Raw genomic sequence first — 24,828 nt, 5'->3', positions numbered from 1 at the left:
CCCCGGGGTCGGCCGCTTCGTTTCTACCTGAGGGAAACACTGAGCGCGATGACACCCTTCGCCGAACGCCTGCTCGGCTGGTTCGACCGGCACGGGCGCAGCGACCTCCCCTGGCAGCACCCGCGCACGCCCTATCGCGTCTGGGTCTCCGAAATCATGCTGCAGCAAACACGCGTGGAGACGGTGATCCCGTACTTCCAGCGCTTCATCGAGCACTTCCCCGACGTCGAATCACTCGCGGCCGCCGAGCAGGACGCGGTCCTGCATCTGTGGTCGGGCCTGGGCTACTACGCCCGCGCCCGCAACCTGCATCGCGCAGCCCGGTACATCGTGAGCGAGCATGGCGGGGGCTTCCCGGACACGCGCGAGGCCCTGGAACAGCTCCCCGGCATCGGCCGCTCCACGGCGGCCGCGATCATCGCCCAGGCCCATGACCGCCCCGAGCCCATCCTGGACGGCAATGCCAAGCGCGTGCTCGCCCGCCACGCGGCCATCGATGGCTGGCCCGGCAGCCCGGCCGTGCAGGGCGAGCTGTGGGCCGAGGCCGAAGCCCGCACCCCGACTACCCGCTGCGCGGACTACACCCAGGCCATCATGGACCTGGGCGCCCTGCTGTGTACGCGTACCCGCCCCGACTGCCCGCAATGCCCCGTGGCCGGCGACTGCCAGGCTCTGGCGCAAGACCGGACCGGGGAGCTGCCCGCGCCGCGCCCGCGCAAGGACCTCCCCACGCGCATCCGCCACGCCGCCCACCTGCAAACCGTACAAGGCAGCCTGCTCGTGCAACGCGAGGCACAGGGCATCTGGGGCGGGCTGTACAGCCTCCCCGAGGCCGCCGAGGCGCCCGAACTGGACCAGTGGGTGCGCAGCCAGTGGCCGCAGGCCGAGGCCCACGACACCAACGGGCTGCGCCACACCTTCAGCCACTACCACCTCGATCTGCGCATCCACTGCTACCGGCTCCCGCCGAACGCGTGTGGGATCATGGAAGGCGACAGGTCGATTTGGTATAAACCCGGCACATCGCGGGCGGTCGGCATCCCGGCCCCCATCCAGCGTTATCTGCACGACCACAAGGATTCCGGCAATGGCACGAACCGTTAACTGCGTGAAACTCGGCCAGGAGGCCGAGGGCCTCGACTACCCGCCCTACCCGGGCGAGATGGGCAAGAAGATCTACCTGAACGTCTCCAAGGAAGCCTGGAATGCCTGGCTGGCGCACCAGACCATGCTGATCAACGAATACCGCCTCACCCCGGTCGATCCCAAGGCGCGCAAGTTCCTCGAAGAGGAAATGGAAAAATTCCTGTTCGGAGATGGCTCGGAAAAGCCAGAAGGCTTCGTCGACCCGAACCAGTCCTGATTCCGGGCGGTTCGGCCGCGTTTGCTTGACGTGGACGCCCCGGACCGCTTTAATACCGCCCTTCGCCCAAAGGGCGAATCCCTCCGAAAAATGGCCGGGTAGCTCAGTCGGTAGAGCAGGGGATTGAAAATCCCCGTGTCGGCGGTTCGATTCCGTCCCCGGCCACCATTATCTCTCCTGTGGCACCATCCTTCCCATGAGCGTTCGCCGTATCCTGCGCGTGGACCCCCGACGTGCGTCGTGCCTTCGGCCTGGTACCTGATCCGACTTTGAGTGTCCCCGAATGGCTTGATGGCTATGCGGCCGACTCATGCTCGACATCCCAGCCCGGGAATACGAGTACGGCGGGGTGGCAGCGCAATGCCCTTGCCAGGACCTTGGCACGATCAACACCGAGTCGTACGCGGTCATTCTCAATGGCCGAAATGGTCGACTGGGGGATCCCGGAGGCATTCGCCAGATCGTTCTGGCTCATTTCCTGAAGCTCACGCAGGATCCGGACCGATTCGCCAACCGAAACCTCGACCCTCCTGTCTGCCTTGCGATAATCACTCATGTCACGCCCTCCCGTAATCGTGGGGAGTTATCTTCTCGACTTCTACGAGCACCTTGTCCTTCTCCACCCGGTAAATAACGCGGTACTGGATATTCAGTCGCGACGATCGGAAGCCTTTCCACTTACCGGACAAGGCTTCGTCGTTGAAGCCCCGAATATGCCGCAACCCCTGCGGACCGGAGATGGTGACGATGTCCTTCCACTTCTCGTACCGCTTCTGAACTTCAGCAGGCGCGGCCGCCAGGTTCTTTTCTACCCTCTTGTGTTCAAAGACATCCCACATACCAAATAGAGTATGTATGCTAAATATGGTATGTCAACTTTGGCATCCCGACGCGAGGGCGGAAGATACGGCATCGTGGCATCATCCTTCCCATGAGCGTTCGCCGTATTTTGCGCATGGGGCACCCCGACCTGCGTCGCGTCTGCGACCCGGTACCCGACTCGCAATTTGCCAGCCCCGAGCTGTACGCCCTGGTTGATGACCTGGTCGACACCATGCATGCCAACGAAGGGCTTGGCCTGGCCGCCGCGCAAATCGGCGTGGCGCAACGCGTGGCCGTGATCGAGATCCAGCCGGGCAACACCCGCTACCCCGGTGCCGTACCCACCGGCCGCCTCGTCCTCGTCAACCCGACCGTGACCGTGCTGGACCCGACCCCGCAACGCTACTGGGAAGGCTGCCTGTCCGTGCCCGGCCTGCGCGGCGAGGTCGCCCGGCCGCGCCACATCGCCGTTGATTACTACGAACCCGACGGAACGCCCCGCCATCTGGAACCCGAAGGGTTCCTCGCCACCGTGTTCCAGCACGAGATCGACCACCTCGACGGCACTCTGTTCATCGACCGCGTCACCGACACCACCCGCCTCGCCTTCCTCGACGAGTACCGCGAATTCCACGCGACTAACTGACGAAAAGATGCAACCGGCTGTCCTCGGCAAGGGATACCCGTCCGCCGAAGCGGCGTGCCTCGCGGTCCATGGTGGCCGCCAGCCAGCGGGCGTCGTCAGTCGCGGCATGGTTCAGGCGCAGGTGGCGGATCTGCAGCGGCACCATCTGCAAGCCGGCGAGCCGTCCGTCCTGTAGCGTGGCGATGTAGAGAAGCGACAGGTCACTGCGGTAGGCCTCGTGGCCGCCAATGCCCTCGTAGTCGTTCAGCAGGTCACCGCAGCCGTACAGGATCAGCCGCCCGCGATGGACTTCCAGCGCCCGCGGATGGTGCGACGAGTGTCCATGCACCAGATCGACCCCGGCACGGTCGATGACCCCGCGCGCAAACGCGGTCTGCTCCTGCGAGATCGGATAGCCCCAGTTGCTGCCCCAGTGGATCGACAGCACCACCTGGTCGCCCGGCTGGCGCACCGCGGCGATCTGCTTGCCGAGGCGGTCGATGGTCGCATCCAACAGGTCGGGCAGGTAGTGCACACCACAGCGCCCCGCATCCGCCGCCCAGTCCCCCGGCACCCCGCTGCTGCGATGACCGGCCGCGAACACCAGCACCCGCCCACCCTGCGGACAGGCGAGCACCGCCGGCGCCTGCGCACCGTCGGTATCGTGCCCGGCCCCGACAGCGCACAGCCCGGCCTCCTGCAGGGTGTCCAGGGTCTCCTCCAGCCCGGGGCGGCCCCAGTCCAGCACATGGTTGTTGGCCAGCACGCAGCAGTCCGGCGCGGCCACCTGCAGGCAATCGATATTGGCCGGGTGCATGCGGTAGTGCACGGCCTTGTCGGGCCACGGCTCGTCGCACGTGGTGACCGCTGTCTCCAGGTTGATGATCCGCAGATCGGCCTCGGGGCCCTGCAGCAAAGGCACGGCATCACCCCAGATGTAGCCCGGCTCCACAGCGCGGGGCACCGGGCCGTTGGCGCGCTCGGCCAGCGCCACGTAGTCGCGCGCATCGCGCACGTAGCCTTCGTAGAGCTCGGGGTCGGAGGGCGTCGGCTGGATCTGGTCGATGCCGCGCCCGGTCATCACGTCCCCGGCCAGGATCAGCCGGACGGTGTGGGTCTCGTTCATGCCGCTGCACCTCCCGTCCCTTGAGTGAAGCACATGCGCACCGGGGCGGCGCGGGACGCCGCGATCTACACTCCGATCAGAGCCCCGCAAACCTTTACGGAGGGCGTGAACATGCCCGGCAACGTATCCGATCCGATGCTGTTCGCGCTGGAGGGATCGCGCGAATTCGGTGGCCGTGTGGCCGAACACATGGTCCTTCCGCTAGCGGAGCACGAGGAACGCGGCTTCGAGGACGGCGAGCACAAGGCGCGGCCGCTGGAGAGCGTGCGCGAGCGGGATGTGTACGTACTGCACGCGCTGCACTCCGACCCCGAGCGCAGCGTCAACGATCGCCTGTGCCGGCTGCTGTTCTTCCTCGCCTGTGTGCGCGACTCCGGCGCGCGCCGCGTCACCGCGGTGCTCCCCTACCTCGGCTATGCACGCAAGGACCGCCGCACCCAGCCGCGCGATCCGGTCACCATGCGCTACCTCGCGCAGCTGATCGAGGCCATGGGCGCCGACCGCGTAATGGCACTGGAGGTGCACAACCCGGCCGCCTACGACAACGCCTTTCGCTGCCCGCGCGAGCACCTGGAGATGCGCAGCCTGTTTGCGCTGCACCTCGCGCCCGAGCTGCAGCCGGAGACCCGCGTGGTCGTCTGCTCGCCCGATGTGGGCGGGGTGAAGCGCGCGGTGCGTTTTCGCGAACGCCTCGCCAATCAGCTCGGTCGGGAGGTGGGCGATGCCTTCTTCGAAAAGGCCCGCGCCGGCGGCAAGCTCACCCTCGGCCGCCTGATCGGCGACGTGAGCGATGCCACTGTGGTGCTGGTGGACGACCTGATCGCCACCGGCAGCACCCTGCTGCACGCCGCACGCACCTGCCGCGAGACCGGTGCCCGACGCGTGCTCGCGGTGGCCGCGCATGGCGCATTCACCCGCGGCGCGCAGGAAAACCTCGCCAGCGACGCCTTCGAGCGGGTGCTGGTCACCGACACCATCCTCCCGCCGAAGATCGACCACGAGGCGCTGGGCCAGCGTCTGGAGATCGTCTCCGCCGCGCCCCTGTTCGCCCAGGCCATCACCCGCCTGCACGCAGGCGGGTCGCTCACGGACCTGCAGGAGGACTGAACCGCGGCACTTGCCCGCTGCCGATATAGCCGTCCGCCAACGCCAGGTACTCCGCGGCCTTCGCCCGCCATGGCTCCCACTCGCGCCGCGGCAGCTCGAAGATGTGCCACAGCGCGAGCTTGGCCCGCACACAGGCCTGTCCGCACTTGTAGAACGCCAGCAGCCGCGCCTCCGGCCAGTCACCGCTGTGCTCGCCGTACACCCGGAACAGCACCCGCCCCACCTCCGGCGCTCCCAGCCGCTCGCACTCCATCGCCAGGAACGCCAGCTCGTCCGCCGCATCCAGCGTGCGCAACTCGCGGTTGAACTCCAGACAGTCGAACACCACCGGCTCCGGTGTCAGGCACACATGCTCCGGACGCAGATCGCCGTGCCCCTCCACGATGCGCCCCTGTGCCACGCGCGCGTCGAACAGCGCCGGGGCTTCCTTGAGCAAGGCCGTCTGCGCCTGCAGGATGCGCTCGATGCGCGCGCGGTCCTGCTCGGGCACCGACTCCAGCAGCGCCTCCAGGGTGCCTCGCACCGTCTCCAGCAGCCGGTGGCGATAACCCTCCGCTGTCAGCGCCACCGGCTCGCAGCCCGCATAGAACGTCGCCAGACGCGCCCCCAGCCGCTCCAGATCCACCTCCTGCAGCCGTCCTTCGCGGACCACCTGGTCCAGCATGCGCTCCGCCGGAAGCCGTCGCATCTGTACCAGCCAGTCCACGGTGTCGCCATCGCCGTCCAGGTTCAGGCGCCCGGACGCATCCCTGTTCAGCGGGACCGCCCCCAGATACACATCCGGCGCCAGCCGCCGGTTCAGCCGCACCTCCGCCGTGCAGTCGCGCCCGCGCGCCGCCAGCGTGCTGAAATCCAGAAACGCATAGCGCACCGGCTTCTTCAGCTTGTACACATGCCGTTCGGTCAGGAACACCCACGACATGTGCGTCTCGATCACCTCCACCCGCGCCGGCCGCTCCGCCGGATACGCCTCCGGCCGACGCAGGAACGCGACCTTCTCGCCGATGCTGCAATCGTCCACCTGCGCTGCCCTCCCACCCCCGACCCGTTCGCGCGGCCGCCATCCACCGCGCATCCACGCTGCCCTTTCCCTGGGAGCCTAGATCATCGGGGTACCTACTCGTGGCGGGGCATTCTTGCCCGCGAGATGCACAGGCAAGGAAGCCGCCATGATCTGGATGCGCGGCGCCATCGATACCGCGGGGGGTGGTCTAGACTCGGGATACAGGGGATCCGGGACGCCTCCGAGGCGTACGCCGGGGCATGTCGGCCGGGCGGAAAAACCGCGTCCGGTGCAACCCTGGCGCACGCGGGGCGACCAGTACAACCGGTCGAGGAAACATGGATTCAGATCTTGTCCGTCTCACCCGGCGCCTGGTCCTGGCGCGCACCGAACAGCTCCGACCCAGCCGCTGGCGCCCATCGGCGGATATCTACCGCAACCGTCGCGGCTGGCTGATCAAGCTGGAGTTGGCGGGGGTCGACCCGGGTGCAGTGCGGGTGCAAGTGCACGAACGCTTTCTGGTGGTCCGCGGTCGCCGCCGCGATTCACCGCCCGGGGCGGGCCATGCCTGCCAGCGTCTGGAAATTCCCTACAGCGAGTTCAGCCGCACCTTCGAGCTGCCGGCGGACCTGGAGTCCGCCCGCATCGAGCGTGAGGCGCGCCACGGCATGCTGCTGCTGAACATCCTGCTGAACGAGGAGGAGCCATGAGCGAGACCACTCAGCCGGATGCCCTGCTGCTCCCGGTCCTGCCGTTGCGCAACTCGGTCCTGTTCCCGATGACCGCCGGGCCGTACTCGGCCGGGCGCAAGGGCTCGATCGCGGCGCTGGAAAAGGCGGCCGAGAGCGCCGACAAGTCGGTGGTGATCGTCGCCCAGCGCGAGCCCGAGGTGGAGGAGCCGGGGTTTGCCGATCTGCACCCGATCGGCACGCGCGGGGAGATCAAGCGCCTGATCCGCTCGGAGGAAACGGTGGAGGTGATCGTCGAGGGCATCGAGCGCGTGCACCTGGAAAGCACCGAACGCGAGGGCGACTGCCTGATGGCGCGGGTAACCCCGACGCCTGTGGTGCTGGAGCCGGGGCCGGAGGCCGAGGCGCTGAAGCGCGAACTGGTGAGCCTGGCGCGGCAATTGCGCGCCGAGGACTCGCAGTTCGGCACCCGCGACCTGGCGGTGCTGCTGGACCAGGTCGAGGACCCGTTGCACCTGGTGTACCTGCTGGCAACATTGCTGGAGCTGGATCTCGCGCAGGCACAGGAACTGCTGGCGGCCTCCGAGCAACAGGCGGCGATGCGCCTGCTGCTCGACTACATGCGTCGCGAGTACGAGGTGCGCAAGCTGCGCCGGCAGATCGTCGGCGAGGCCAAGATGGAGATGGGCCGCGAACAGCGCGAGTACCTGCTGCGCCAGCAGCTCAAGGCAATCCAGAAGGAACTGGGCGAGAAGGCCCCCGGCGCCTCGGAGGTGGAAGAGCTGCGCGAGCGCCTGGAGTCGGCGGAGCTGCCGGCGCCGGTGCGCGAGGAGGCCGAGCGCGAGCTGACGCGGCTGGAGGGCATGCCGGCGGCCTCGCCGGAGCACGGGGTGATCCGCAACCGCCTGGACCTGATCCTCGAACTGCCGTGGGCCCGGCGCACCGAGGACCACCTGGACGTGGCCCGCGCCCGCCGCGTGCTGGACGAGGACCACTACGACCTGGCCGACATCAAGGAACGCATCCTCGAGCATCTGGCGGTGCTGCGCCTGAACCCGGAGGCGCGCGCACCGATCCTGTGCTTTGTCGGCCCGCCGGGGGTGGGCAAGACCTCGCTGGGCAAATCGATCGCGCGCTCGCTGGGGCGCGAGTTCGAGCGCCTGAGCCTGGGCGGGCTGCACGACGAGGCGGAACTGCGCGGGCATCGGCGCACCTACGTCGGCGCCATGCCGGGGCGCATCATCCAGGCCATGCGCCGGGCCGGCAGCGCCAACCCGGTGCTGATGCTGGACGAGGTGGACAAGGTCGGCCAGGACTTCCGTGGCGATCCGGCCTCGGCCCTGCTGGAGGTCCTCGATCCGGCGCAGAACACCGAGTTTCGCGACAACTACCTCGATCTGCCGTTCGACCTGTCGCGGGTGATGTTCATCACCACCGCCAACACCCTGGACACCATCCCCGGGCCGCTGCGCGACCGCATGGAGGTGGTGCGCCTGTCCGGCTACAGCGACGAGGAGAAGCTGGAGATCGCGCGGCGCTACATCGTCGAGCGCCAGCGCATCCAGGCCGGGCTGGGCACGGAGCAGTTCCAGGTGCCGGACGCGACGCTGCTGCGGGTGATCGCGCGCTATACCCGCGAGGCCGGGGTGCGCGAGCTGGAGCGGATGGTCGGCCGGCTGGCGCGCAAGCTGGCCCTGCGCATCGCCGAGGCCGGCGAGGTGCCACCGACCATCGAGCCGGAGCTGCTGGGCGAGCTGCTGGGGCGCGAGCGGTTCCGCCCGGAGGAGGCACGCAAGGATCTGCCAGCGGGTGTCGCCACCGGCCTCGCCTGGACGCCGACCGGCGGCGACGTGCTCTATATCGAGGCAATCCGCATCCCCGAGGAGGGCAAGGTGATCCTGACCGGGCAGCTCGGCGACGTGATGAAGGAGTCGGCACAGGCGGCGCAGAACTGGGCGCTGGCGCATGCCGGCCGGCTCGGGTTCCGACCCTCGCCGGGTGGCATCCACATCCACGTGCCGGCGGGTGCCATCCCCAAGGACGGCCCCTCCGCCGGGGTGACGATGGCAACGGCGGTGGCCTCGCTGTACAGCGGCCACCCGGTGCACAGCGACACCGCGATGACCGGCGAGATCACGCTGTCGGGGCTGGTGCTGCCGGTGGGCGGGATCAAGGAGAAGGTGCTGGCCGCGCGGCGCGCCGGGTTCCGCCGGGTAATCCTGCCGCACGACAACGAGCAGGACCTGGAGGACCTTCCGGATACCGTGCGCGAGGAGATGGAGTTCCTGTTCGCCGAGCGCATCGAGGACGCGTTGCGGGCCGCGATCCCGGAACTGCTGCCGCCGCCGCAGGAAGCGGCCACGGAGGAGGTAGGCGGCTACCGCTTCGCGCCGCCGATGGGAAACGACTCGCACACCCCCAGGGGAAGCGCCGAATAAGCCCAGGCCGGCTACTTCTGCGCAGGAGGGTGGTCGACCACGAACCGGGCTGCCGCGCATGCGCAGCGCCTGATGCGCCGAACCGGCCGCAAGGCCCGGCTTCGGCAGGGTCCGGCCGTCGCGCTGCACTGGCCGAGCAACGACACGGCCGTGATCCCGTCGGGTACACGGTCACGGCAAGACAGAGGAGGCACCATGCAGATCCCCCTGGAACTCAACTACCACGACGTGGATCGCTCCGACTGGAGCGAGGAACTGATCCGCGACCGCGTGGCACGGCTGGAGCGGATGTCGGACGAGATCGTCTCCTGCCACGTGATCGTCTCGCAGCCACATCACCACCGGCACAAGGGCAACGCCTACAAGGTGACCATCGAGGTGCGCCTGCCGCGCAACCGCCGGCTGGTGGTGCACGAGGAGCCGGTGACGGTGGAGCAGGCCAGCCATCTGTTTCCGGTGATCAACCGTGCCTTCGACGCGATGGAGCGCCGCCTGTCGAAGGCCGTGCACCAGACCGCGCGCGCGACCCTGGCGCCGGCGGATCAGGAGAACCGGGGGCTGGTGGTGCGCGTGTTCAAGGACGATGGCTACGGCTTTCTGCGCACGCCGGACGGGCGCGAGTTCTATTTTCACGAACATGCGGTGCTCGGACACGACTTTCCGCGCCTGGCGGTGGGCACCGAGGTACGCTTCGAGCCGTCGATGGGCGAGGAAGGGCCGCAGGCCAGCACGGTGCGCCTGGTGAACAAGCCGGGCGAGCGCGAAACCGACCAGACCCGCGAACGCGAGGACGTGCCCCCGGAGTGGCGCGGTAGCGACTGACCCACCCCCTGCCCGTCCAGGCCACGCCCCGAACAAACCAACGGAGGCCTTCACCATGACCAACGAATCCGGCCCGCTCCTCGATATGAACCCGGATACCGTGCAGCGATTGATCGAGCTGGCGCGCGACATCCAGGGCCGCGAGTACACGGACATCAGCGACAACCGTGATGCCCCCTCCGGCGCGGAAACCCCGCCAGACCCGGACGAGGAGTCTCCCTCGCCGTCGTTCGACACGGCGACCGAGGAGTTTCGCTCCACCATCGACGACCTGGAGCCCGATCAGCAGCAGCAGGTGGTGGCGCTATTCCGCCTGGGGCGTGGCGACTACGACATCGCCGAATGGGAGAACGCCCTGGCCGCGGCGCGTGACGACTGGAGCCCGGGCACAGCCGACCACCTGCTAAGCCACGCGATGCTGGCGGATTCTCTGGCGGCCGGCCTGGTGGCGCTCGGTTACTCGGTGGAGTGAGCCGCCCGTCGGGGATAGTCGGCCTCGCCTCCCTCGACGAATCCCGCGAGCTCCACGCGGAGGCGTAGGCATCACGCCCCGTGGAGGCGCGGCCAGGCGTTGCGCACTACCTCCGCCCCCAGCGCGTCCAGCAGCGGGTGGGCCGCCAGGCCGAGCAGGCCATCGGTCAGGGGATTCTCGTCGCCGCAGCGCACGGCCAGTTGCAGATGCGTGCCGCGCGCAATCGGAGTCAGCCGGTAGCAGCCCTCGCAGGAGAGCCCGGCCAGCGCGCGCCAGCCGAGCAGACGCGGCGGGACGGCGACCAGCACTTCCACGTCGAAGGTTAGCGGAACCCCGGCCACCCGCACACACCAGCGGTAGCGCTCGGGCCCGACGCAGGTAATGGAGTCGATGGCCTCGCTGTAGGCGGCGAACTCCTCCACCCGGGCCATCAAATCGAACACCGCCTCCGGAGCAGCGTCGATCTCCATATCGTGGTGGATCACCGCCATCGCCCACCGCTCCAGGTTGCAGGGTCGCCGCCGGGCGGGCCGACGGCGCAGGCCCAATCAGTCGTGCACGATGATGCGGGAGCCCGCGGCGTCGATATCCACGCGGGAGCTGGAGTAGGCGCAGGCCTTCGCGATGTCCTCCAGCTCTGGCATGTCATTGAGCTCCGCCAGACGATGCAGCAGGCTGCCGCCTTCGCAATCGCGCGGGACACCGTCGTCGTCCAGCGTGCAGCCGAATTCGCCCTCGTTCACCGACCAGTCCATGTCGGCCGGCATCTTCAGCACCACCGGTTCCTCATGCATCACCTGGAACTTCGCCCGCATGGCGTTCTTGCCGTCCTGCCAGTCGAGCACCGGCATGTTTTCTACGCTGCGCATAGTGAGCCTCCTTCGCGATTCCGCGAGGTTGCATCGGATTTAGCCGGGCCGTTTCCTGCCCCTTCCCTTGGACGCTAGACCCCGTCCTCGAGGCGGTCAAAGGTGACCCCGGAAGCGATGGGGAAGAGCTCAACCGGTCGCTCATCACAGGCATGGTGGAATGCTTCACTAGGCGAGAAACCGCTGCGCAACGGGCAAGGTTTGACCCCGAAGTTCCCTTCCGGGGTCCTCCCAAAGTTGCGCGTAATGGACCCCGCTCGTCGCGAAAGCCCCGCCACCACAATCGATCTCTATCTCTCGCTTCGGACCGAAACATCCCTCTGACCGGGCCGCTGGCAAAGCGCAACTAGCGAGATCGACGCTCAACCACATATAGGCTATGGTTTCCACAAGCTGGCAAGCAAGGATGCCGCGAAACCGATTCGCCCAGAGCCAGGAGGAACCAACCATGGCCGAGCTACCCGAGTTCATCGAGTCAGGCGAACCTGCCCGGCTGATCCCCGTCACCGCCGACTCCAACAAAGAACAAAGAGCGGCCTCCATCGTCCTGGCGGCCATGCGAAGCATCTACGAACTCCGCCAATCCATGCTGGGCTCCCTGGGCGTCCGCGTCGGCAACCGTGCAAGGCTTGGCGCCTGGACCGAAGTCACATTCAAGGAAGAGAAGAGCGCGAAATCGAGCTCCAAAAAGAACGACCGTCCCGACGGCCTGCTGGTCCTCGATACCGGGAAGAAGCGTTGGACCGCCCTGATCGAAGCCAAGATCGGTAATGCCGAAGTGGACGAGGAACAACTCCAGTCCTACGTCCAGCAGGCCCGCGCTAACAAGATCGACGCCGTCATTACCGTCACCAATCAGTTTGTCGCCCAGCCTACCCACCACCCGATCAAGCTGCCGAAGAACCAGACGCGCAATGTCGAGCTGTATCACTGGTCCTGGATGTACATCCTCACCCAGGCCACCCTCCTGCTGGAAGCCGACGAGATCAGCTCGCCCGACCAGCGCTTTATCCTCGAGGAAGTGACCCGGTATCTGAATCATGACTCGAGCGGCGTCAGCCGCTTCGACAGCATGAACCGGGAATGGAAGGACGTCGTCGCCAAGGTCAAGAATGGCGCGAAGCTGAACAAGAACTCCGAAGAGGTCGAAAACACGGTTTCCAGCTGGCATCAGGAGCAACGCGACCTGAGCCTGATTCTTTCACGGAAACTCGGCCAGGCCGTCAAACTGCGCCTGAGCCGAAACCACCGCACCGACCCGCAGGCCCGCCTGAAAAGCGATTGCGAGCTCCTTGCATGCGAACACGTATTGCGTTGCGAACTGGACATCCCGCACGCCGCGGCAGAGCTTCACGTGGAAGCGAACCTGGAGAAGCGCGTGATCGTCACGAGCATGCGGCTCAACGCACCGAAGGACAAAAAGAAGACCAGCGCCCGCGTCAATTGGCTACGGCGCCAACTCGACAACGTCGAATCGGACGGCTTCTTCGTCAAGGCGATCCGCCCCGGTAAGGCCGAATCCACTCAGGCCCCGCTCGGCCTAGTACTGGAAGACCCCGAGCACCTCGAATCCGAGAACACCGACGTAGCCCCAACCGGCTTCGAAATCATCTACGTGACCGATCAAGCCTCCCGCTTCTCCGGAAACAAGGTCTTCATCGAGGAGCTCGAGCGGGCCGTGCCCCACTTCTACGAGCAGGTGGGCCAACGCCTACGCGCCTGGGTGCCACCGCCGCCCAAAATGAAGTCGGACCCGGTCCAGGCCGCATCGGAGCCTGAGCCATATCTACCTGAAGAAGCAACAGATACGGCGGACGACCACGAATCGTAGCCTGCAGGCCAGAAGATAAGCTTTGACCTAGCACCTCGCAGGACGAATTCCCTGCGATGGCGGCGATGGGTGATGTGCCACCCGTGGCCGGGCAGAAGGTAGCGGTTTGTGCACGGCATGGGGCTCGTCCCTGGAACAACCCATTTGACGGTCAAAATCGGCGGTCTAAGGGCCCAGAAACGGGCCTTGGAAGCGGTAAGTTATTGACTCTGGGGGCAATCGAGAGGTCCGACCCTGCGTCACTTCACCTTCCCGTGGTTGCCCAGCGGCTGCCTGATCCACCTCGACCGCCTGGCCACCCAGCACGTGCTCGACAACATCCGTGCGCAGATCAGCCGCCAGCGACCGCAGATCGTCCGCGAGCTGAAGGACTGTTTCCGGGGGGACGTCGACTCCGCCAGCCTATCCAAGATGCTCGACTGCCTGCATATGGATGATGCGGAAGACCTGCTGCGCAAGGACCTGCCCTCCCGGCTGCGCGCGGACTGCGGAGGCGAGTCGACCGAAGCGCTTGCGCCGTATGCCAGCGGCCTCAAACGCGGGCTGCAGCGCCTGGCGCGGTGTGACGATCGGCAGTTGCTGGACACCCTGCAGACCCACCTGGCGCAGCCAGCCGCGAACGTGGAGCAGCTTGCCGAAGAGGATCGGCTCCGGCTGGCCCTTGTCCACAGCACGCTATGGGGCAAGACGCGGCCGGGGGACGGGGACCTGTCCGCCGTGGACGCATTCGTCCGCGAACAGCGCCCCCTTTACCGGGATCTCCAGGAAGTCGCCGCCTGGCGACACGAGCGTATCGTCCCCGCCAGCGGCATCACCTTCCCGGAGCAGACGGGGCCGCTGGAACTGCACGCGTCCTATACCCGCGAGCAGATCCTGCTGGCCCTGGGACTTGGCAGCTTGGAGAAACCGATCACCCAGCAGGAGGGTGTGCGGCACGTACCGGAGCGGCGGGTGGATGTGTTGTTCGTCACCCTGGAGAAATCCGAGCAGGAGTTCTCGCCCACCACCATGTACGAGGACTACGCCCTCAACGAACGGCGGTTCCACTGGCAGTCGCAGTCCGGCACCTCCCCCGCCTCGGAGACCGGGCAGCGCTACATCCACCACGAACAGCTCGGCTACACCCCCATGCTGTTCATTCGGCGCGCCAAGCGCGATGCAACCGGCCTCAGCGAGCCGTTCACCTTCTGCGGCCCGGTCCGCTACCAGCGCCATGAAGGCAGCAAGCCGATGAGCATCGTCTGGGAACTGGAGTACGAACTGCCCGCCCGGCTCCTGCACCTCGCCCGCCGCACGGTCCTTTAAGGAGACGCTGATTTAATCGCACGTCCGCGTTGGCGCCCCCTGTTTTCCGAGACAAGGCGCGCCGCGTAGCAGGTAGTGGTTCTACGTGGAAGCGGTGCAACGCAGCATCGGGGACAGGGGGCGCCAACCCCACAAGCGATTGAAAGCAGGGGCTCGGCCGCTTTTGCGCGCGCACAGCGTTGCGGCTCCCTTGTGCAGAATGACTGCACGGCAGTCACCGCGCCTTGTTCGCACGCAAAAGCGACTCGAGCGCGGTCGCGCGATTGAATCAGCGCCTCCTTAATGGTCGATCAGAGCAAATTGCCGTGGGTGAGGACGCGGTTCTCCAAGCGGCGGCGCAGGCCGCGGGCGAATTCCACCATTCGACGTGACGGTCCTCACCAGCGGCATCACTCGGAGCGGGGCTGCCCGGTCGAGGAAGCCCGGATGCCGTCAAGCATCACTTCCAGCAGTCGGCGGATGCTGGCGGGCTCCGCAGGATGATGCGGGGCGGTGGTCAGCATGTCGCCGACCAGCTGAAGTGGTCCGTCCGGTGCTGACTCCCGCGCCAGGATTTCGATGACACTGGTCCGCGTGGCCGGAGCCATAAGGGCGGTCAGGTCCGAGCCGAGGATGTGCACCCCGGCTTCCACGTAGTCGAAGTCTTCGCGATCAAGCAGGCTGGCATGCTCCTCGAACAGGCGATCTCGATTGCCGGCGTCCAGATACGTCTCCACAAGGTACCGGAGGTCTTCCGCGTCGCGCCGACGGCGGCCGTCCTGCCGAGCGTCGTCCCACGCGATGAGCTTGAGAAGAGCCAGGCCCGAAGGGGAGATGCATTGCACGTCGGTCGGCGGGTCGGCCTTGACCCGCACCGGGCGGGCGGCCCTGGAAGCATCGGCGAATCCCTGCACATTCAGCTGGACCACATGCTCCGGTGGCCAGGTGATGGCATGACCAGCGCTTTCGATCCTGCCGAACGGGATAAGGTCGACCGGCAGAGGTCGTTGCGCAACGGTGTACAACAGGCGCTGAGCGGCGGCGCGGTCGGAGCGGAAGCGCCCGGTGGCCAGCAGGCCGTTCTCGAAGTCCTGGAATGTACCCCAGTGTGCAATCTCCAGTGCGAGGTCGATATCCCGCGTGGCGCGCCGGACCTCAAGGCTGAAACCATGGTGAAGGACCATATCTCGCGCGGTCGCACCGACCACTACAAACGGTATGCCGAGATCGGCGGCCAGGCGGTTGATCTCGCCCAGTGCCTCGGCCAGTAGTGGATCAATCCGGTTCGAGACGTCCAGCCAGACCCTGTTCATAAAGCATCCTTGCAGTTTCGATGTTCCGCTCGTGCCCGCTCGCCAGCAGTTCGGCATAGACGAGCAGGCGTGGCGCCAGGTCCGGTGCGTCCGTGTTGCACTCCGGGGGCCAGAAGCTCTTGTGGAGCTCGATATCGCCGGCCGGGTCCTTGCGCAGGCCGAAGGCCGCTAGCAACGGGGCCGGGGACATGCGCGTGTGAACGGAGATGCGTTCCGGGACCAAGTAATCGGTGAGTCGCGCGGCCGCCACTTCACCGCCCCAGGCTGCGAGGTAGGGCTCCAGCGAAGCGTCCTGCCACCACTTCGGGTTGGCTGCGCGGTAACGCCCGAGAAAAGTTTTCCGCCGCAGCTGGTCGGGATACGCGAGGGTCCAGCGTTCGGCCAGCGCTGGGTGATTGTGCAGCCGCCGCGTGCGACGGCCCGTGTCCAGCAGAAAGCCCTGGTCCCGCAGTGCATGGAGCGCTCGGCTGGCGCTCCCCAGGGATACACCAGCAGCATCCGCGATTTCGCGGTAGGTGGCGCTGGCGAGATGCGGAGCGCATAGCAGGGCAAACACGATGCGCAATCCGGTGCCCTGAAAGGCGGCGTGCGCCGCGGGTTCGCGATGCGCGTACTCCGTGGCCGCTGGCTTTTTGCCCTTGATGAAGACATAGACCGGCGGGGCGTTGATGTACGCATTGCCTGCGAGGTCCAGAAAGCCGATGTCCATGTCCTGCAGACGATCGGCCATCTTCGGATTCACGTATTCGCTGATGATCAGTGCAGGCCGCTCTTTATCGTGTCGGGTGGCGATCAACCCAGGGTCGGCTGGGGTGAGCCGAAGGACGAGGTAGACCTGAAAGCGCCGGCCCGCGTGTGACGGGCCAAATCGCAGAAACACGGGGAGCGCACGCTCCCCGTCAGAGCGTCCATCCTCGGCGATATGTCCCAATTCCGGCTGCAACCCCGTCGTGCTCTCCAGACGCTCGCATGCGCGCTGCAACAGCGGGGGCACCGCAGGGGGTTCTTCGTCCAGGACCATTCGTTCAATAATCTCTTCTGTTCAATATTGTTGAACATATATGATGGTGGAACACCGATCAAGGCGCGGCCCATCGACCAATAAGCAGGCTTTGCCCCGGTATGCCTCTGCAGCCCTGCGGGCGCGACAGCCCCCCGCGGGTCCCACACACGTAGCGAAGGTGGACACTCTGCAGTCAGGGGTCTCCCGGGAGGAACGCTATGCGCCAAGCCTGGCGTCTGGCTGATGCGCACGACTGCCCGCTTGAGGGCAGCCGCCTCGGCGGCGAATCAGGGGGCGCCGTAGGCGTGGGCGGTGGTTTCCCGTATAGGCAGGGGGCGGGCTCGGACGGCCAGCGGTGGTGCGGCGGCAGTGGTCATGCGCCGTTCCCAGGTCAGGGCGTGGCGGACGATGAGGTCCAGGTCGTCGTATTCGGGTGACCAGGCCAGGACCTCGCGGATGCGCGATGCGTCTGCGGTGAGGGCGGGCGGGTCGCCGGCGCGGCGGGGGCCATGGATCACGGGGAATCGGTAGCCGCTGATGCGCTGCACGGACTCGAGGACCTGCAACACGCTGTAGCCGTGACCATAGCCGCAGTTGAGGGCCTGCGAGGGGCCACCCGCGACCAGGTAGTCCATGGCACACAGGTGGGCCGCGGCGAGATCTTCGACATGAATGTAGTCGCGTACGCAGGTGCCATCGGAGGTGGGGTAGTCGGTGCCGAAGACGGTGATGTTCTCGCGTTCGCCCAGGGCGGCCTGACAGGCGACCTTGATCAGGTGGGTCGCATTGGGCGTGGCCTGGCCCAGTGTGCCGTCAGGGGCCGCGCCGGCCACATTGAAGTAGCGCAGACAGACGTAGCGCAGATCGCTCGCCTGGCCGAAGTCGGCAATCATCCGCTCGGACATCACCTTGGAGGCGCCGTAGGGGTTGATGGGCAGCAGCGGGCTGGTCTCGTCAACGGGGTTTTGAGCCGGGATACCGTACACCGCGGCGGTGGAGGAAAAGACCAGGAAACGCACGCCCGTTGCCTGGCACCCCTCCAGAAGATTCAGGGTGTTGCGGGTGTTGCTGCCGTAGTACCCGAGCGGGTCGGCCAGCGATTCCGGGACCACGATCCTGGCAGCAAAGTGCAGGACCCCGTCGAACGCGTGTTCCGCCAGGACCCGATGCAGGCGCTGCCGGTCGGCCATGTCCCCGACGATCAGCGCGGCGTGGCCAATGGCCCAGCGGTGGCCTGTGCTGAGATTGTCGTAGACGACTACGTCGTGGCCTTCCGCCAGCAGTTGGCGCACGACATGTGAACCAATATAGCCCGCCCCACCGGTTACCAGGATTTTCATCGTCAAACCTTCGTCTCGCCGTGAATCGCACGGCCTTACACGGATTAATGGGGAGCCGGGCTATCCCGGCCCGTACTGCCAGCGATACCAGGCCATGCCCCAGTACTCGTGCAGCGCCAGCCAACTGGCCCAGAGCGCACTGGCCTGAGGCCGAAAGGCCTCCAGGGACCAGTCGGAATGGCGTGGCACATACGCGCCAGTCGGGCCCGGGATGACCTCCAGGCCCGCGCGCTCGAATGACCAGATGGCGCGCGGCATGTGGTGGGCATGGCTCACGAGTGCCACGCGCTCGACTCCCTCCGCGCGCAGCTGCTGCGCGGAATGCTGGGCGTTGCCCCAGGTGTCGCGTGCATTGGGTTCCCGCAGGATCGGGTGAACGCCATATTCCTTCAGTACCTCTGCCATGTAGTCGGCTTCTGGAACTCGTTCCTCGGGGCCACCCCCCGAAACCATCACCGGCAGCCCGGTGCGGTGGTGCAGATGCGCCGCGTAACGCAGGCGCACCAGCGCGAGGTCATGGACGGTCTCGCCCGAGAATTCCTCGGCTCCACTGCGATACCCCGCTCCCAAAACCACGATTGCCTGCGCGCCCCTTAACTGGTCGTCGCCCGGCGGCGCATAGCCCTCTTGTAAAGGTTTCATGAGGGCATAACTAAATACAGGAGTAGAGAATGAATAGCTCAACAGGAGACCGATTACCAACAGCACTTTTCCAACATGTGTGCGGTAAACAGCCCACCCGGCAATGGCAAGTATGAGAGGCCCGGAAGGAGGTAGCAGGAGCCAATTGGCCAGCAGGCGCAGAGGAACGATGTCCAACGTTTTGCCCCGATAGTAGACGCAAAATCAGGACCCCTATTTTGGACCCACCAACCGGATTTTGAAGGACCAAATAAACCGAACGAAAAACGCCCTAGCGTCAGACTAAAGACTGATGGTTTGGGGCGCGGGCCGCGTCTAACATCAGTGTTCCAGGGGAATAGCCAATACTAATAAGTGGTTGCTATTGCCCGCACCGTTCCGAGGCTAAACGGAGACAGGTCCGGGCACCCCCCAGGCCTGGTCCGGGTTTCGCCGGACAATGAAGTCGGCGGTGTCAATTTGGACTGACTTAACGCCTGAAAGGGGAGACGAGCGATGACCCTCAAGACCGGCCCACAGGGCACTTTTTTTATTCTCATGCTGTCCCTGGCATTCGTCCTGGTGACCACCAGCGCGTGCACGACGACCCCACACGCGGATGCCCCGTCCACGGTCGAAAAAGCCGCGGTGGACCAGTACATCATCGGCCCCGGAGACACCCTGACCATCGCGGTGCGCAACAACCCGGATCTGTCCACCTCGGTGGCGGTACGGCCGGATGGCCAGATCACCACGCCTTTGGTGGAGGACGTCCAGGCCAGCGGAAGAACCCCCAGCCAGCTCGCCCGGGACATGGAGGACAAGCTGTCCGACTTCCTGCGCGACCCGATCGTAACGGTGATGGTGACCAACTTTGCCGGACCCTACGACCGCCAGGTCCGGGTGATCGGTCAGGCCGCCGAGCCGCAAGCCCTGCAATACCGCGAGGAGATGACCGTCATGGACGTGATGATTGCGGTCGGCGGGATCACCGACTTCGCGGCCGGCAACCGGGCCGTGCTGGTGCGCAACGAAGACGGTGAACGCAAGCAGTACCGGGTACGCCTGAACGACCTGATCTATGGCGGCGACATCTCGGCAAACGTGGCCATGTTGCCGGGTGACATCCTGATCATCCCGGAACGGCGCTTCTGATGGGCGACCGGCGCAGCGGAGCGATCCGCAGCGCCGGTGGACCAGCAGGATCGCGAAGGGACAGGCATCGATCGTCTCCCGGGCCCTTGGGGAGATGACCGGGGGGCAGCTTCAACATGCGGATACTCGGACATTATGTATCGCGGCGCATCCTGGCGCTGGTAGGGCTCGAGCTGGTTGCCATTTACATCGCGCTCTACCTGACGCTGGCCCTGTTCACCTTGTCGCTGGGCGCAATGGACCCGTGGATGCCGGAACTCCTGATCGCCGTGGGGGTTGTCCTGTTCGCGGTGATGCTGGCGGGCCTGTATGAACAGGAGTGCCTGGCAACCTTCAGTTTGCGCTCGGCTGTGGTACGCCTTGGCGGGGCCTTGATCCTGGCCGGCGTAGCGCTCGCGATCCTCGGGATGCTAACGGCCAGCAACCTCGTCACACCCACGATCGTGGGCAGCAGCGCGGTCGTTCTGCTGGCCAGTCTGACGGCCGAACGCAGCCTCTTTCGGGGGCTGTCGGAAACCGATGCCTTCAAACGACGCGTTCTGGTTCTGGGCACGGGCAGCCGCGCCCGTTCGCTGGAGACGCGCCATGAGGGACCCAGCGCAGGCGATGCCGCCTACCAGGTCGTGGGCTATGTCGCGACGGAGCGCGAAACGGACCGACCGGTCGACAATCGCCGCCTCTGGGTGCTGGATGCCCGGACCAGTCTTCTCGACGTGGCTCGCTCCCTGAACGTGGACGAGATCGTGGTCGGGATGCGGGAGCGCCGCGAAAACCTGCCGGTCAACCAGCTGCTGGAATGCAAGCTCAACGGCATCCGCATCACGGACCTGTCGTCGTTCTTTGAACGCGAGGACCGCCAGCTCCAGCTGGACGGGATCAACACCAGCTGGCTGGTATTTGGCGAGGGGTTTCGTCAGCACTGGCCGCGTACCCTGGTCAAGCGCAGCTTTGACCTGACGGCAAGCACGGCCTTGCTGATCGTGACGCTCCCGGTGATGCTGCTCACGGCCCTCGCGATCAAGCTCGACAGTCCGGGGCCGGTTCTCTACTGGCAAACCCGGGTCGGCCAGGGCAATGCCCCGTTCGAGATCTGCAAGTTCCGCAGCATGCGCAGTGATGCAGAGGGGGACGGGGTCGCGCGCTGGGCCAGTGGCGACGATGACCGCATCACGCGTGTGGGGCGCGTGATCCGCAAGCTGCGCATCGACGAGCTGCCGCAGATCATCAACGTCTTTCAGGGACGCATGTCGTTCGTGGGTCCGCGCCCGGAACGGCCGGTGTTTGTAGAGCAGCTCAGCGAGCAGATCCCGTATTTCCTCGCCCGCCACAGTATCCGCCCCGGCATCACGGGCTGGGCCCAGGTGCGCTACGCCTACGGTGCGTCGGTCGAGGATGCGCGCCAGAAGCTCCAGTACGACCTGTACTACGTGAAGAACCACACCCTGTTCATGGATCTGATGATCCTGTTCGAGACGGTCCGCGTCGTGCTGTTTGGCCGCGGGGCCCGCTGACCCATGAATCTCGCGGCGCCCAGTTATCTCCTGGCCGGCCTGGCCTTCCTCGTACTTGCGGTGCTGGCCTTCTGGACCTGGCGCCAGCGCCCGGGGAGCCTGTGGGTCGCGGGTGCCGCGCTGCTCTCGGTCCTGTGGGCTCTGCACATGGCGCTCGTGGCTCACGCGATCGGCGAGGCCCCGGTCTCCGGAGGGGCCTTCGAGGTGCTGCGCAATGCCGGCTGGTTCGCGGTCCTGTTCGCCCTCCTCGCGCGTCGCGGCGACTCCGATTCCCGACCGCCATGGCCATTGCGCGCGGCGATGATCGCCACGGCTGCAGTGATGCTTGGGGTGTTTGCAGCCCTGGCCCTGCCTGCCCCCCTGGCCTATGGCGCCTGGGTGGGCATGGCGATGCTGGGGATGGTGGTGCTGGGCCTGGTGCTGGTCGAGCAGGTCTTCCGCAACACCCCCTTGCAGCGCCGCTGGGAGATCAAGTTCCTGAGCCTGGGCCTCGGGGCGATGTTCGCCTTCGACCTGTTCCTGTTTGCCGATCTCGTCCTGTTCGGGGCGATCAACAGCCCGGTCTGGCAGGCACGGGGTCTGGTGAACGCCCTGGTCGTGCCGCTGATCGCGATCTCGCTGGCGCGCCGGCCACTGCAGGCTCGCGAGGCCCCGGTGGTCTCGCGCCATCTACTGTTCCATACCGCGGCGCTGATCGGGGCCGGGCTCTATCTGCTCGCCATCGGGGCCGCCGGCTACTACCTGCGGCATGTCGGGGGCGATCTGGGTGCCTTCCTGCAGGTGGTCTTCCTGTTCGGCGCCGCCCTTTTGCTGGGCGTTATTGTGGCCTCGGGCAGCCTGCGCTCCCGCCTGCGCGTGTTCCTGGCCAAGCACTTCTTTCGCTATTCGTTCGATTACCGGCAGGAATGGCTCAGATTCACGGGCACGCTCTCGTCCGAGGATGACGAGATCCCGTTCCGCCAGCGGGCCATCCAGGCGATCGGCGAGCTGGTGGACAGCCCCGGGGGACTGCTGTGGGTACGCGACCGCAACGGCACCTATGCCCTGGAAGGCGTCCTCAACCTGGGCGACCCGAGTTATCCCCCGGAGGAACCGGACGGGGCGCTGGTGGATTTCGTCGCGCGCACCGGCTGGGTGATCGACCTCAACGAATACCGCCGGGACCCCGAGCTGTATCAAGGCCTGCAGCTGCCCGAATGGCTGGCACAGAACACGCGCCTGTGGGTGGTGGTGCCGCTGCTCAAGGGCGATCGCCTGCAAGGGTTTGTGGTACTCGCCCAGCCCCGCGCACCGCGCAAGATCGACTGGGAGGAGCGCGATCTCCTGAAGACCGCCGGGCGCCAGCTCGCCGTCTATGTCGCGCTGGTGCAAACCGACGAGGCGCTGCTCGAAGCCCGTCAGTTCGAGGCCTTTCACCGGCTCGCGGCCTTTCTGGTGCATGACCTGAAGAATGTGTCCGCCCAGCTGTCCCTGGTGTGTTCCAACGCGGAGCGTCATCTGTCGAATCCGGACTTTGTCCGCGATGCCCTGCGCACGGTGGGTAACGCTCGCGACCGGCTCGAACGGACCCTGGCTCAGCTGCGCCATGCGCAGACCACACCCGAGACGCCGAGCCGCATCATCCCGCTCGACCGGCTGCTGGCCGAGGTCTCCGAGGCCAGCCGCCATCGCGCCCCCCTGCCGCGACTCGACCTGCGCGAGCCGGCGGCGGTAATCGGCGATCAGGAAGGACTTAAAAATGTACTACTCAATCTTGTAAGAAATGCTCAAGAAGCTACTCCGGATGATGGGTCAATCAATCTCAACCTTTACACCGAAGGGGGTTGGGCTATTGTAAAAATCGAAGACACAGGGAGCGGCATGGAACCGGCTTTCGTAAAGAATCGTCTTTTCAAACCCTTTCAAACCACCAAGGGAAACGCAGGGATGGGGATTGGTTTGTATGAGGCACGGGACCGCATTTCACGCATGGGCGGACGCATTACCGTTGACAGCGAGGCCGGAGTGGGAACGGTTTTCACCCTGAAGCTCCCCTTGCAGATGGTGCCGGCCATGGCCGAGCCATCGTGACCGCTGGTGATTGCGAGGGTTTTATGTTGAAGCTTCTCATCATTGAAGACGACCAGGGTCTGCGAAACCAGCTGAGCTGGTGCTTCGAGGGGTACGAGACCCTGCTGGCGGAAGACCGTGGAAGCGCCATGACCAAGGTGCGGCGCCATCAGCCGGAGCTGGTGACGCTGGACCTGGGCTTGCCACCGGACCCGGCCAATGCCTCCGAGGGTCTGGCGCTACTGCAGGAGATCCTGGCGCAGGACCCGCAGACCAAGGTGATCGTGGTCACCGGAAACGACGATCGCGAGAACGCGCTCAAGGCCGTGGCCATGGGCGCCTGTGACTACTACATCAAGCCGGTCGAATCCGATCTCCTGCGGACGATCGTGGATCGCGCCGCTCACCTGTACGCGCTCGAAGCCGAGAACCGTCAGCTGGCACGCCGGCCGGGGGCCGCCCTGAACGGGGTCGTCACCGGAGATCCGGGCATGCTGGACGTATGCCGGGTCGTGGAGCGAGTCGCACCCTCGGACGCCACGGTGCTGCTGCTGGGAGAGAGCGGGACGGGGAAGGAGATCCTGGCCCGCGCGGTGCACGATCTGAGCGACCGGGCAAACGAGCGTTTCGTGGCGATCAACTGCGCGGCGATCCCCGAGAACCTGCTCGAAAGCGAGCTGTTCGGATACGAAAAAGGCGCCTTTACCGGGGCATCGCGCCAGACCATCGGCAAGATCGAGCACGCCAACAACGGCACCCTGTTCCTGGACGAGATTGGCGACTTGCCGCACAGCCTGCAGGCCAAGCTGCTGCGCTTTCTGCAGGAACGAAAGATCGAGCGCCTCGGTGGCCGCGCCGAGATCCCGGTCAATGTGCGCATCATCGGGGCCACGAACCAGGACCTGAAGGCGCTGATTCAACAGGGCGATTTTCGCGAAGACCTGTATTACCGCATCAGCGAGATCTCGGTATCCATCCCTCCCCTGCGCGAGCGCAAGGGGGATGCGAGCCTGCTGGCCCACTATCTGCTCGACCGCTTTGCCCACGATCAGCGGCGGCCGCGCCGCGGTTTCACCCTGGATGCCACCAACGCGATCGAGAGTTACGACTGGCCGGGCAACGTGCGCGAGATGGAAAACCTGATCCGTCGCGCCGTGATCATGGCCGACGGCCAGCTGATAACCGCTAAGGACCTGGGCCTGGAACCCCCGCATGGCGAGACCCCGGCGGTGCGGCTACGCGACATCCGGGACAGCGCGGAACACGAGGCCATCCTGAAAGCCCTGGCCCGCAGTAGAAACAACATTGCACAGGCCGCGGATCAACTCGGCATCACGCGACCAACGCTCTACAGCCTGCTCGACAAATTCGGCCTGAGGTAATCC

23 protein-coding genes, 1 tRNA gene and 1 pseudogene are annotated in these 24,828 nt (G+C 66.0%); 15 read left to right on the top strand and 10 right to left on the bottom strand.

What is annotated here, in order from left to right:
- Positions 1–48: 48 nt before the first annotated feature.
- From mutY to G372_RS0111440, 3 genes are all read left to right on the top strand, one after another.
- On the top strand, positions 49–1,104 hold the full coding sequence (mutY, locus tag G372_RS0111450) for an A/G-specific adenine glycosylase (protein ID WP_019623953.1): 1,056 nt from the start codon (positions 49–51) through the stop codon (positions 1,102–1,104).
- Positions 1,088–1,363: an oxidative damage protection protein gene (locus G372_RS0111445; protein WP_038070483.1), complete on the top strand. Its 276-nt coding sequence runs from the start codon at positions 1,088–1,090 to the stop codon at positions 1,361–1,363. Before mutY ends, G372_RS0111445 begins: the two co-directional genes overlap by 17 nt.
- A 92-nt stretch (positions 1,364–1,455) precedes the next feature.
- Positions 1,456–1,531: transfer RNA gene (locus tag G372_RS0111440), tRNA-Phe, on the top strand.
- Between the two features lie 127 nt (positions 1,532–1,658).
- Here G372_RS0111440 and G372_RS0111435 read toward each other — a convergent pair.
- Together G372_RS0111435 and G372_RS0111430 are read right to left on the bottom strand one after the other, a co-directional pair.
- Positions 1,659–1,919 carry a helix-turn-helix domain-containing protein gene (locus G372_RS0111435; RefSeq protein ID WP_019572130.1) on the bottom strand — a complete coding sequence of 87 codons (261 nt, stop codon included), beginning with the start codon at positions 1,917–1,919 and terminating at the stop codon, positions 1,659–1,661.
- Between the two features lies 1 nt (position 1,920).
- Positions 1,921–2,202: a type II toxin-antitoxin system RelE/ParE family toxin gene (locus tag G372_RS0111430; protein WP_018863439.1), complete on the bottom strand. Its 282-nt coding sequence runs from the start codon at positions 2,200–2,202 to the stop codon at positions 1,921–1,923.
- A gap of 92 nt (positions 2,203–2,294) precedes the next feature.
- Here G372_RS0111430 and def point away from each other — a divergent pair, with 92 nt between their 5' ends.
- Positions 2,295–2,831, top strand: a complete 537-nt coding sequence (gene def, locus G372_RS0111425; protein ID WP_026340353.1) for a peptide deformylase — start codon at positions 2,295–2,297, stop codon at positions 2,829–2,831.
- Here def and G372_RS0111420 read toward each other — a convergent pair.
- Positions 2,824–3,936: a CapA family protein gene (locus G372_RS0111420; RefSeq protein WP_019623951.1), complete on the bottom strand. Its 1,113-nt coding sequence runs from the start codon at positions 3,934–3,936 to the stop codon at positions 2,824–2,826. The genes def and G372_RS0111420 overlap by 8 nt on opposite strands.
- 33 nt (positions 3,937–3,969) lie before the next feature.
- Here G372_RS0111420 and G372_RS0111415 point away from each other — a divergent pair, with 33 nt between their 5' ends.
- Positions 3,970–5,043 carry a ribose-phosphate diphosphokinase gene (locus G372_RS0111415; protein ID WP_019623950.1) on the top strand — a complete coding sequence of 358 codons (1,074 nt, stop codon included), beginning with the start codon at positions 3,970–3,972 and terminating at the stop codon, positions 5,041–5,043.
- Here the strand turns inward: G372_RS0111415 and G372_RS0111410 are convergent.
- Complete coding sequence (locus G372_RS0111410; RefSeq protein ID WP_019623949.1) at positions 5,021–6,064, bottom strand: hypothetical protein; 1,044 nt, start codon at positions 6,062–6,064, stop codon at positions 5,021–5,023. The genes G372_RS0111415 and G372_RS0111410 overlap by 23 nt on opposite strands.
- A 320-nt stretch (positions 6,065–6,384) precedes the next feature.
- On the opposite strand from G372_RS0111410, the gene G372_RS0111405 reads away from it, so the two are divergent.
- From G372_RS0111405 to G372_RS0111390, 4 genes are all read left to right on the top strand, one after another.
- Positions 6,385–6,756: an Hsp20/alpha crystallin family protein gene (locus G372_RS0111405; RefSeq protein WP_018863434.1), complete on the top strand. Its 372-nt coding sequence runs from the start codon at positions 6,385–6,387 to the stop codon at positions 6,754–6,756.
- A complete protein-coding gene (gene lon / locus G372_RS0111400) occupies positions 6,753–9,173 on the top strand; it encodes an endopeptidase La (RefSeq protein ID WP_019623948.1) in 2,421 nt (806 codons plus the stop codon). Before G372_RS0111405 ends, lon begins: the two co-directional genes overlap by 4 nt.
- 195 nt (positions 9,174–9,368) lie before the next feature.
- Positions 9,369–9,995, top strand: a complete 627-nt coding sequence (locus tag G372_RS0111395) for an HPF/RaiA family ribosome-associated protein (RefSeq protein WP_018863432.1) — start codon at positions 9,369–9,371, stop codon at positions 9,993–9,995.
- Between the two features lie 55 nt (positions 9,996–10,050).
- Complete coding sequence (locus G372_RS0111390; protein ID WP_019623947.1) at positions 10,051–10,467, top strand: DUF3775 domain-containing protein; 417 nt, start codon at positions 10,051–10,053, stop codon at positions 10,465–10,467.
- 71 nt (positions 10,468–10,538) lie between these two features.
- Here G372_RS0111390 and G372_RS0111385 read toward each other — a convergent pair whose 3' ends face one another.
- Both G372_RS0111385 and G372_RS0111380 read right to left on the bottom strand, forming a co-directional pair.
- Entirely contained in the window at positions 10,539–10,958 is a 420-nt protein-coding gene (locus tag G372_RS0111385) for an SRPBCC family protein (protein WP_019623946.1), read from the bottom strand.
- 57 nt (positions 10,959–11,015) lie between these two features.
- Positions 11,016–11,336 (bottom strand): hypothetical protein, encoded by a 321-nt coding sequence (locus G372_RS0111380; RefSeq protein ID WP_019623945.1) that lies wholly within the window; start codon positions 11,334–11,336, stop codon positions 11,016–11,018.
- Positions 11,337–11,784: 448 nt separating this feature from the next.
- On the opposite strand from G372_RS0111380, the gene G372_RS0111375 reads away from it, so the two are divergent.
- Positions 11,785–13,167, top strand: coding sequence for a hypothetical protein (locus G372_RS0111375; protein WP_019623944.1), 1,383 nt, complete (start codon positions 11,785–11,787; stop codon positions 13,165–13,167).
- A gap of 249 nt (positions 13,168–13,416) precedes the next feature.
- Positions 13,417–14,472: pseudogene (locus G372_RS0111370) on the top strand (DUF3427 domain-containing protein); the annotation flags it as partial.
- Between the two features lie 389 nt (positions 14,473–14,861).
- Here G372_RS0111370 and G372_RS0111365 read toward each other — a convergent pair.
- From G372_RS0111365 to G372_RS0111350, 4 genes are all read right to left on the bottom strand, one after another.
- Entirely contained in the window at positions 14,862–15,764 is a 903-nt protein-coding gene (locus G372_RS0111365) for a nucleotidyl transferase AbiEii/AbiGii toxin family protein (protein ID WP_019623942.1), read from the bottom strand.
- Entirely contained in the window at positions 15,727–16,785 is a 1,059-nt protein-coding gene (locus G372_RS0111360; protein WP_019623941.1) for a type IV toxin-antitoxin system AbiEi family antitoxin, read from the bottom strand. The genes G372_RS0111365 and G372_RS0111360 overlap by 38 nt, the downstream gene beginning before the upstream one ends.
- A gap of 269 nt (positions 16,786–17,054) precedes the next feature.
- Complete coding sequence (galE, locus tag G372_RS0111355) at positions 17,055–18,107, bottom strand: UDP-glucose 4-epimerase GalE (RefSeq protein ID WP_019623940.1); 1,053 nt, start codon at positions 18,105–18,107, stop codon at positions 17,055–17,057.
- 60 nt (positions 18,108–18,167) lie between these two features.
- Positions 18,168–18,749 (bottom strand): ElyC/SanA/YdcF family protein, encoded by a 582-nt coding sequence (locus G372_RS0111350; RefSeq protein ID WP_026340351.1) that lies wholly within the window; start codon positions 18,747–18,749, stop codon positions 18,168–18,170.
- Positions 18,750–19,244: 495 nt separating this feature from the next.
- Between G372_RS0111350 and G372_RS0111345 the strand changes: the two genes are divergently transcribed.
- From G372_RS0111345 to prsR, 4 genes are all read left to right on the top strand, one after another.
- Positions 19,245–19,883: an XrtA/PEP-CTERM system exopolysaccharide export protein gene (locus G372_RS0111345; protein WP_018863419.1), complete on the top strand. Its 639-nt coding sequence runs from the start codon at positions 19,245–19,247 to the stop codon at positions 19,881–19,883.
- Between the two features lie 116 nt (positions 19,884–19,999).
- Positions 20,000–21,394: a TIGR03013 family XrtA/PEP-CTERM system glycosyltransferase gene (locus G372_RS0111340; RefSeq protein WP_019623938.1), complete on the top strand. Its 1,395-nt coding sequence runs from the start codon at positions 20,000–20,002 to the stop codon at positions 21,392–21,394.
- A 3-nt stretch (positions 21,395–21,397) separates the two neighbouring features.
- Positions 21,398–23,464: an XrtA/PEP-CTERM system histidine kinase PrsK gene (gene prsK, locus G372_RS0111335; RefSeq protein ID WP_019623937.1), complete on the top strand. Its 2,067-nt coding sequence runs from the start codon at positions 21,398–21,400 to the stop codon at positions 23,462–23,464.
- 23 nt (positions 23,465–23,487) lie between these two features.
- Positions 23,488–24,825 carry a PEP-CTERM-box response regulator transcription factor gene (prsR, locus tag G372_RS0111330; RefSeq protein WP_018863416.1) on the top strand — a complete coding sequence of 446 codons (1,338 nt, stop codon included), beginning with the start codon at positions 23,488–23,490 and terminating at the stop codon, positions 24,823–24,825.
- Positions 24,826–24,828 lie beyond the last annotated feature (3 nt).

The sequence above is a fragment of the Thioalkalivibrio thiocyanoxidans ARh2 genome, assembly GCF_000385215.1.
Classification (GTDB): domain Bacteria; phylum Pseudomonadota; class Gammaproteobacteria; order Ectothiorhodospirales; family Ectothiorhodospiraceae; genus Thioalkalivibrio; species Thioalkalivibrio thiocyanoxidans.
The sequence above is the reverse complement of the archived record's forward strand: the minus strand, read 5'-3'. Positions and strand labels throughout refer to the sequence as shown.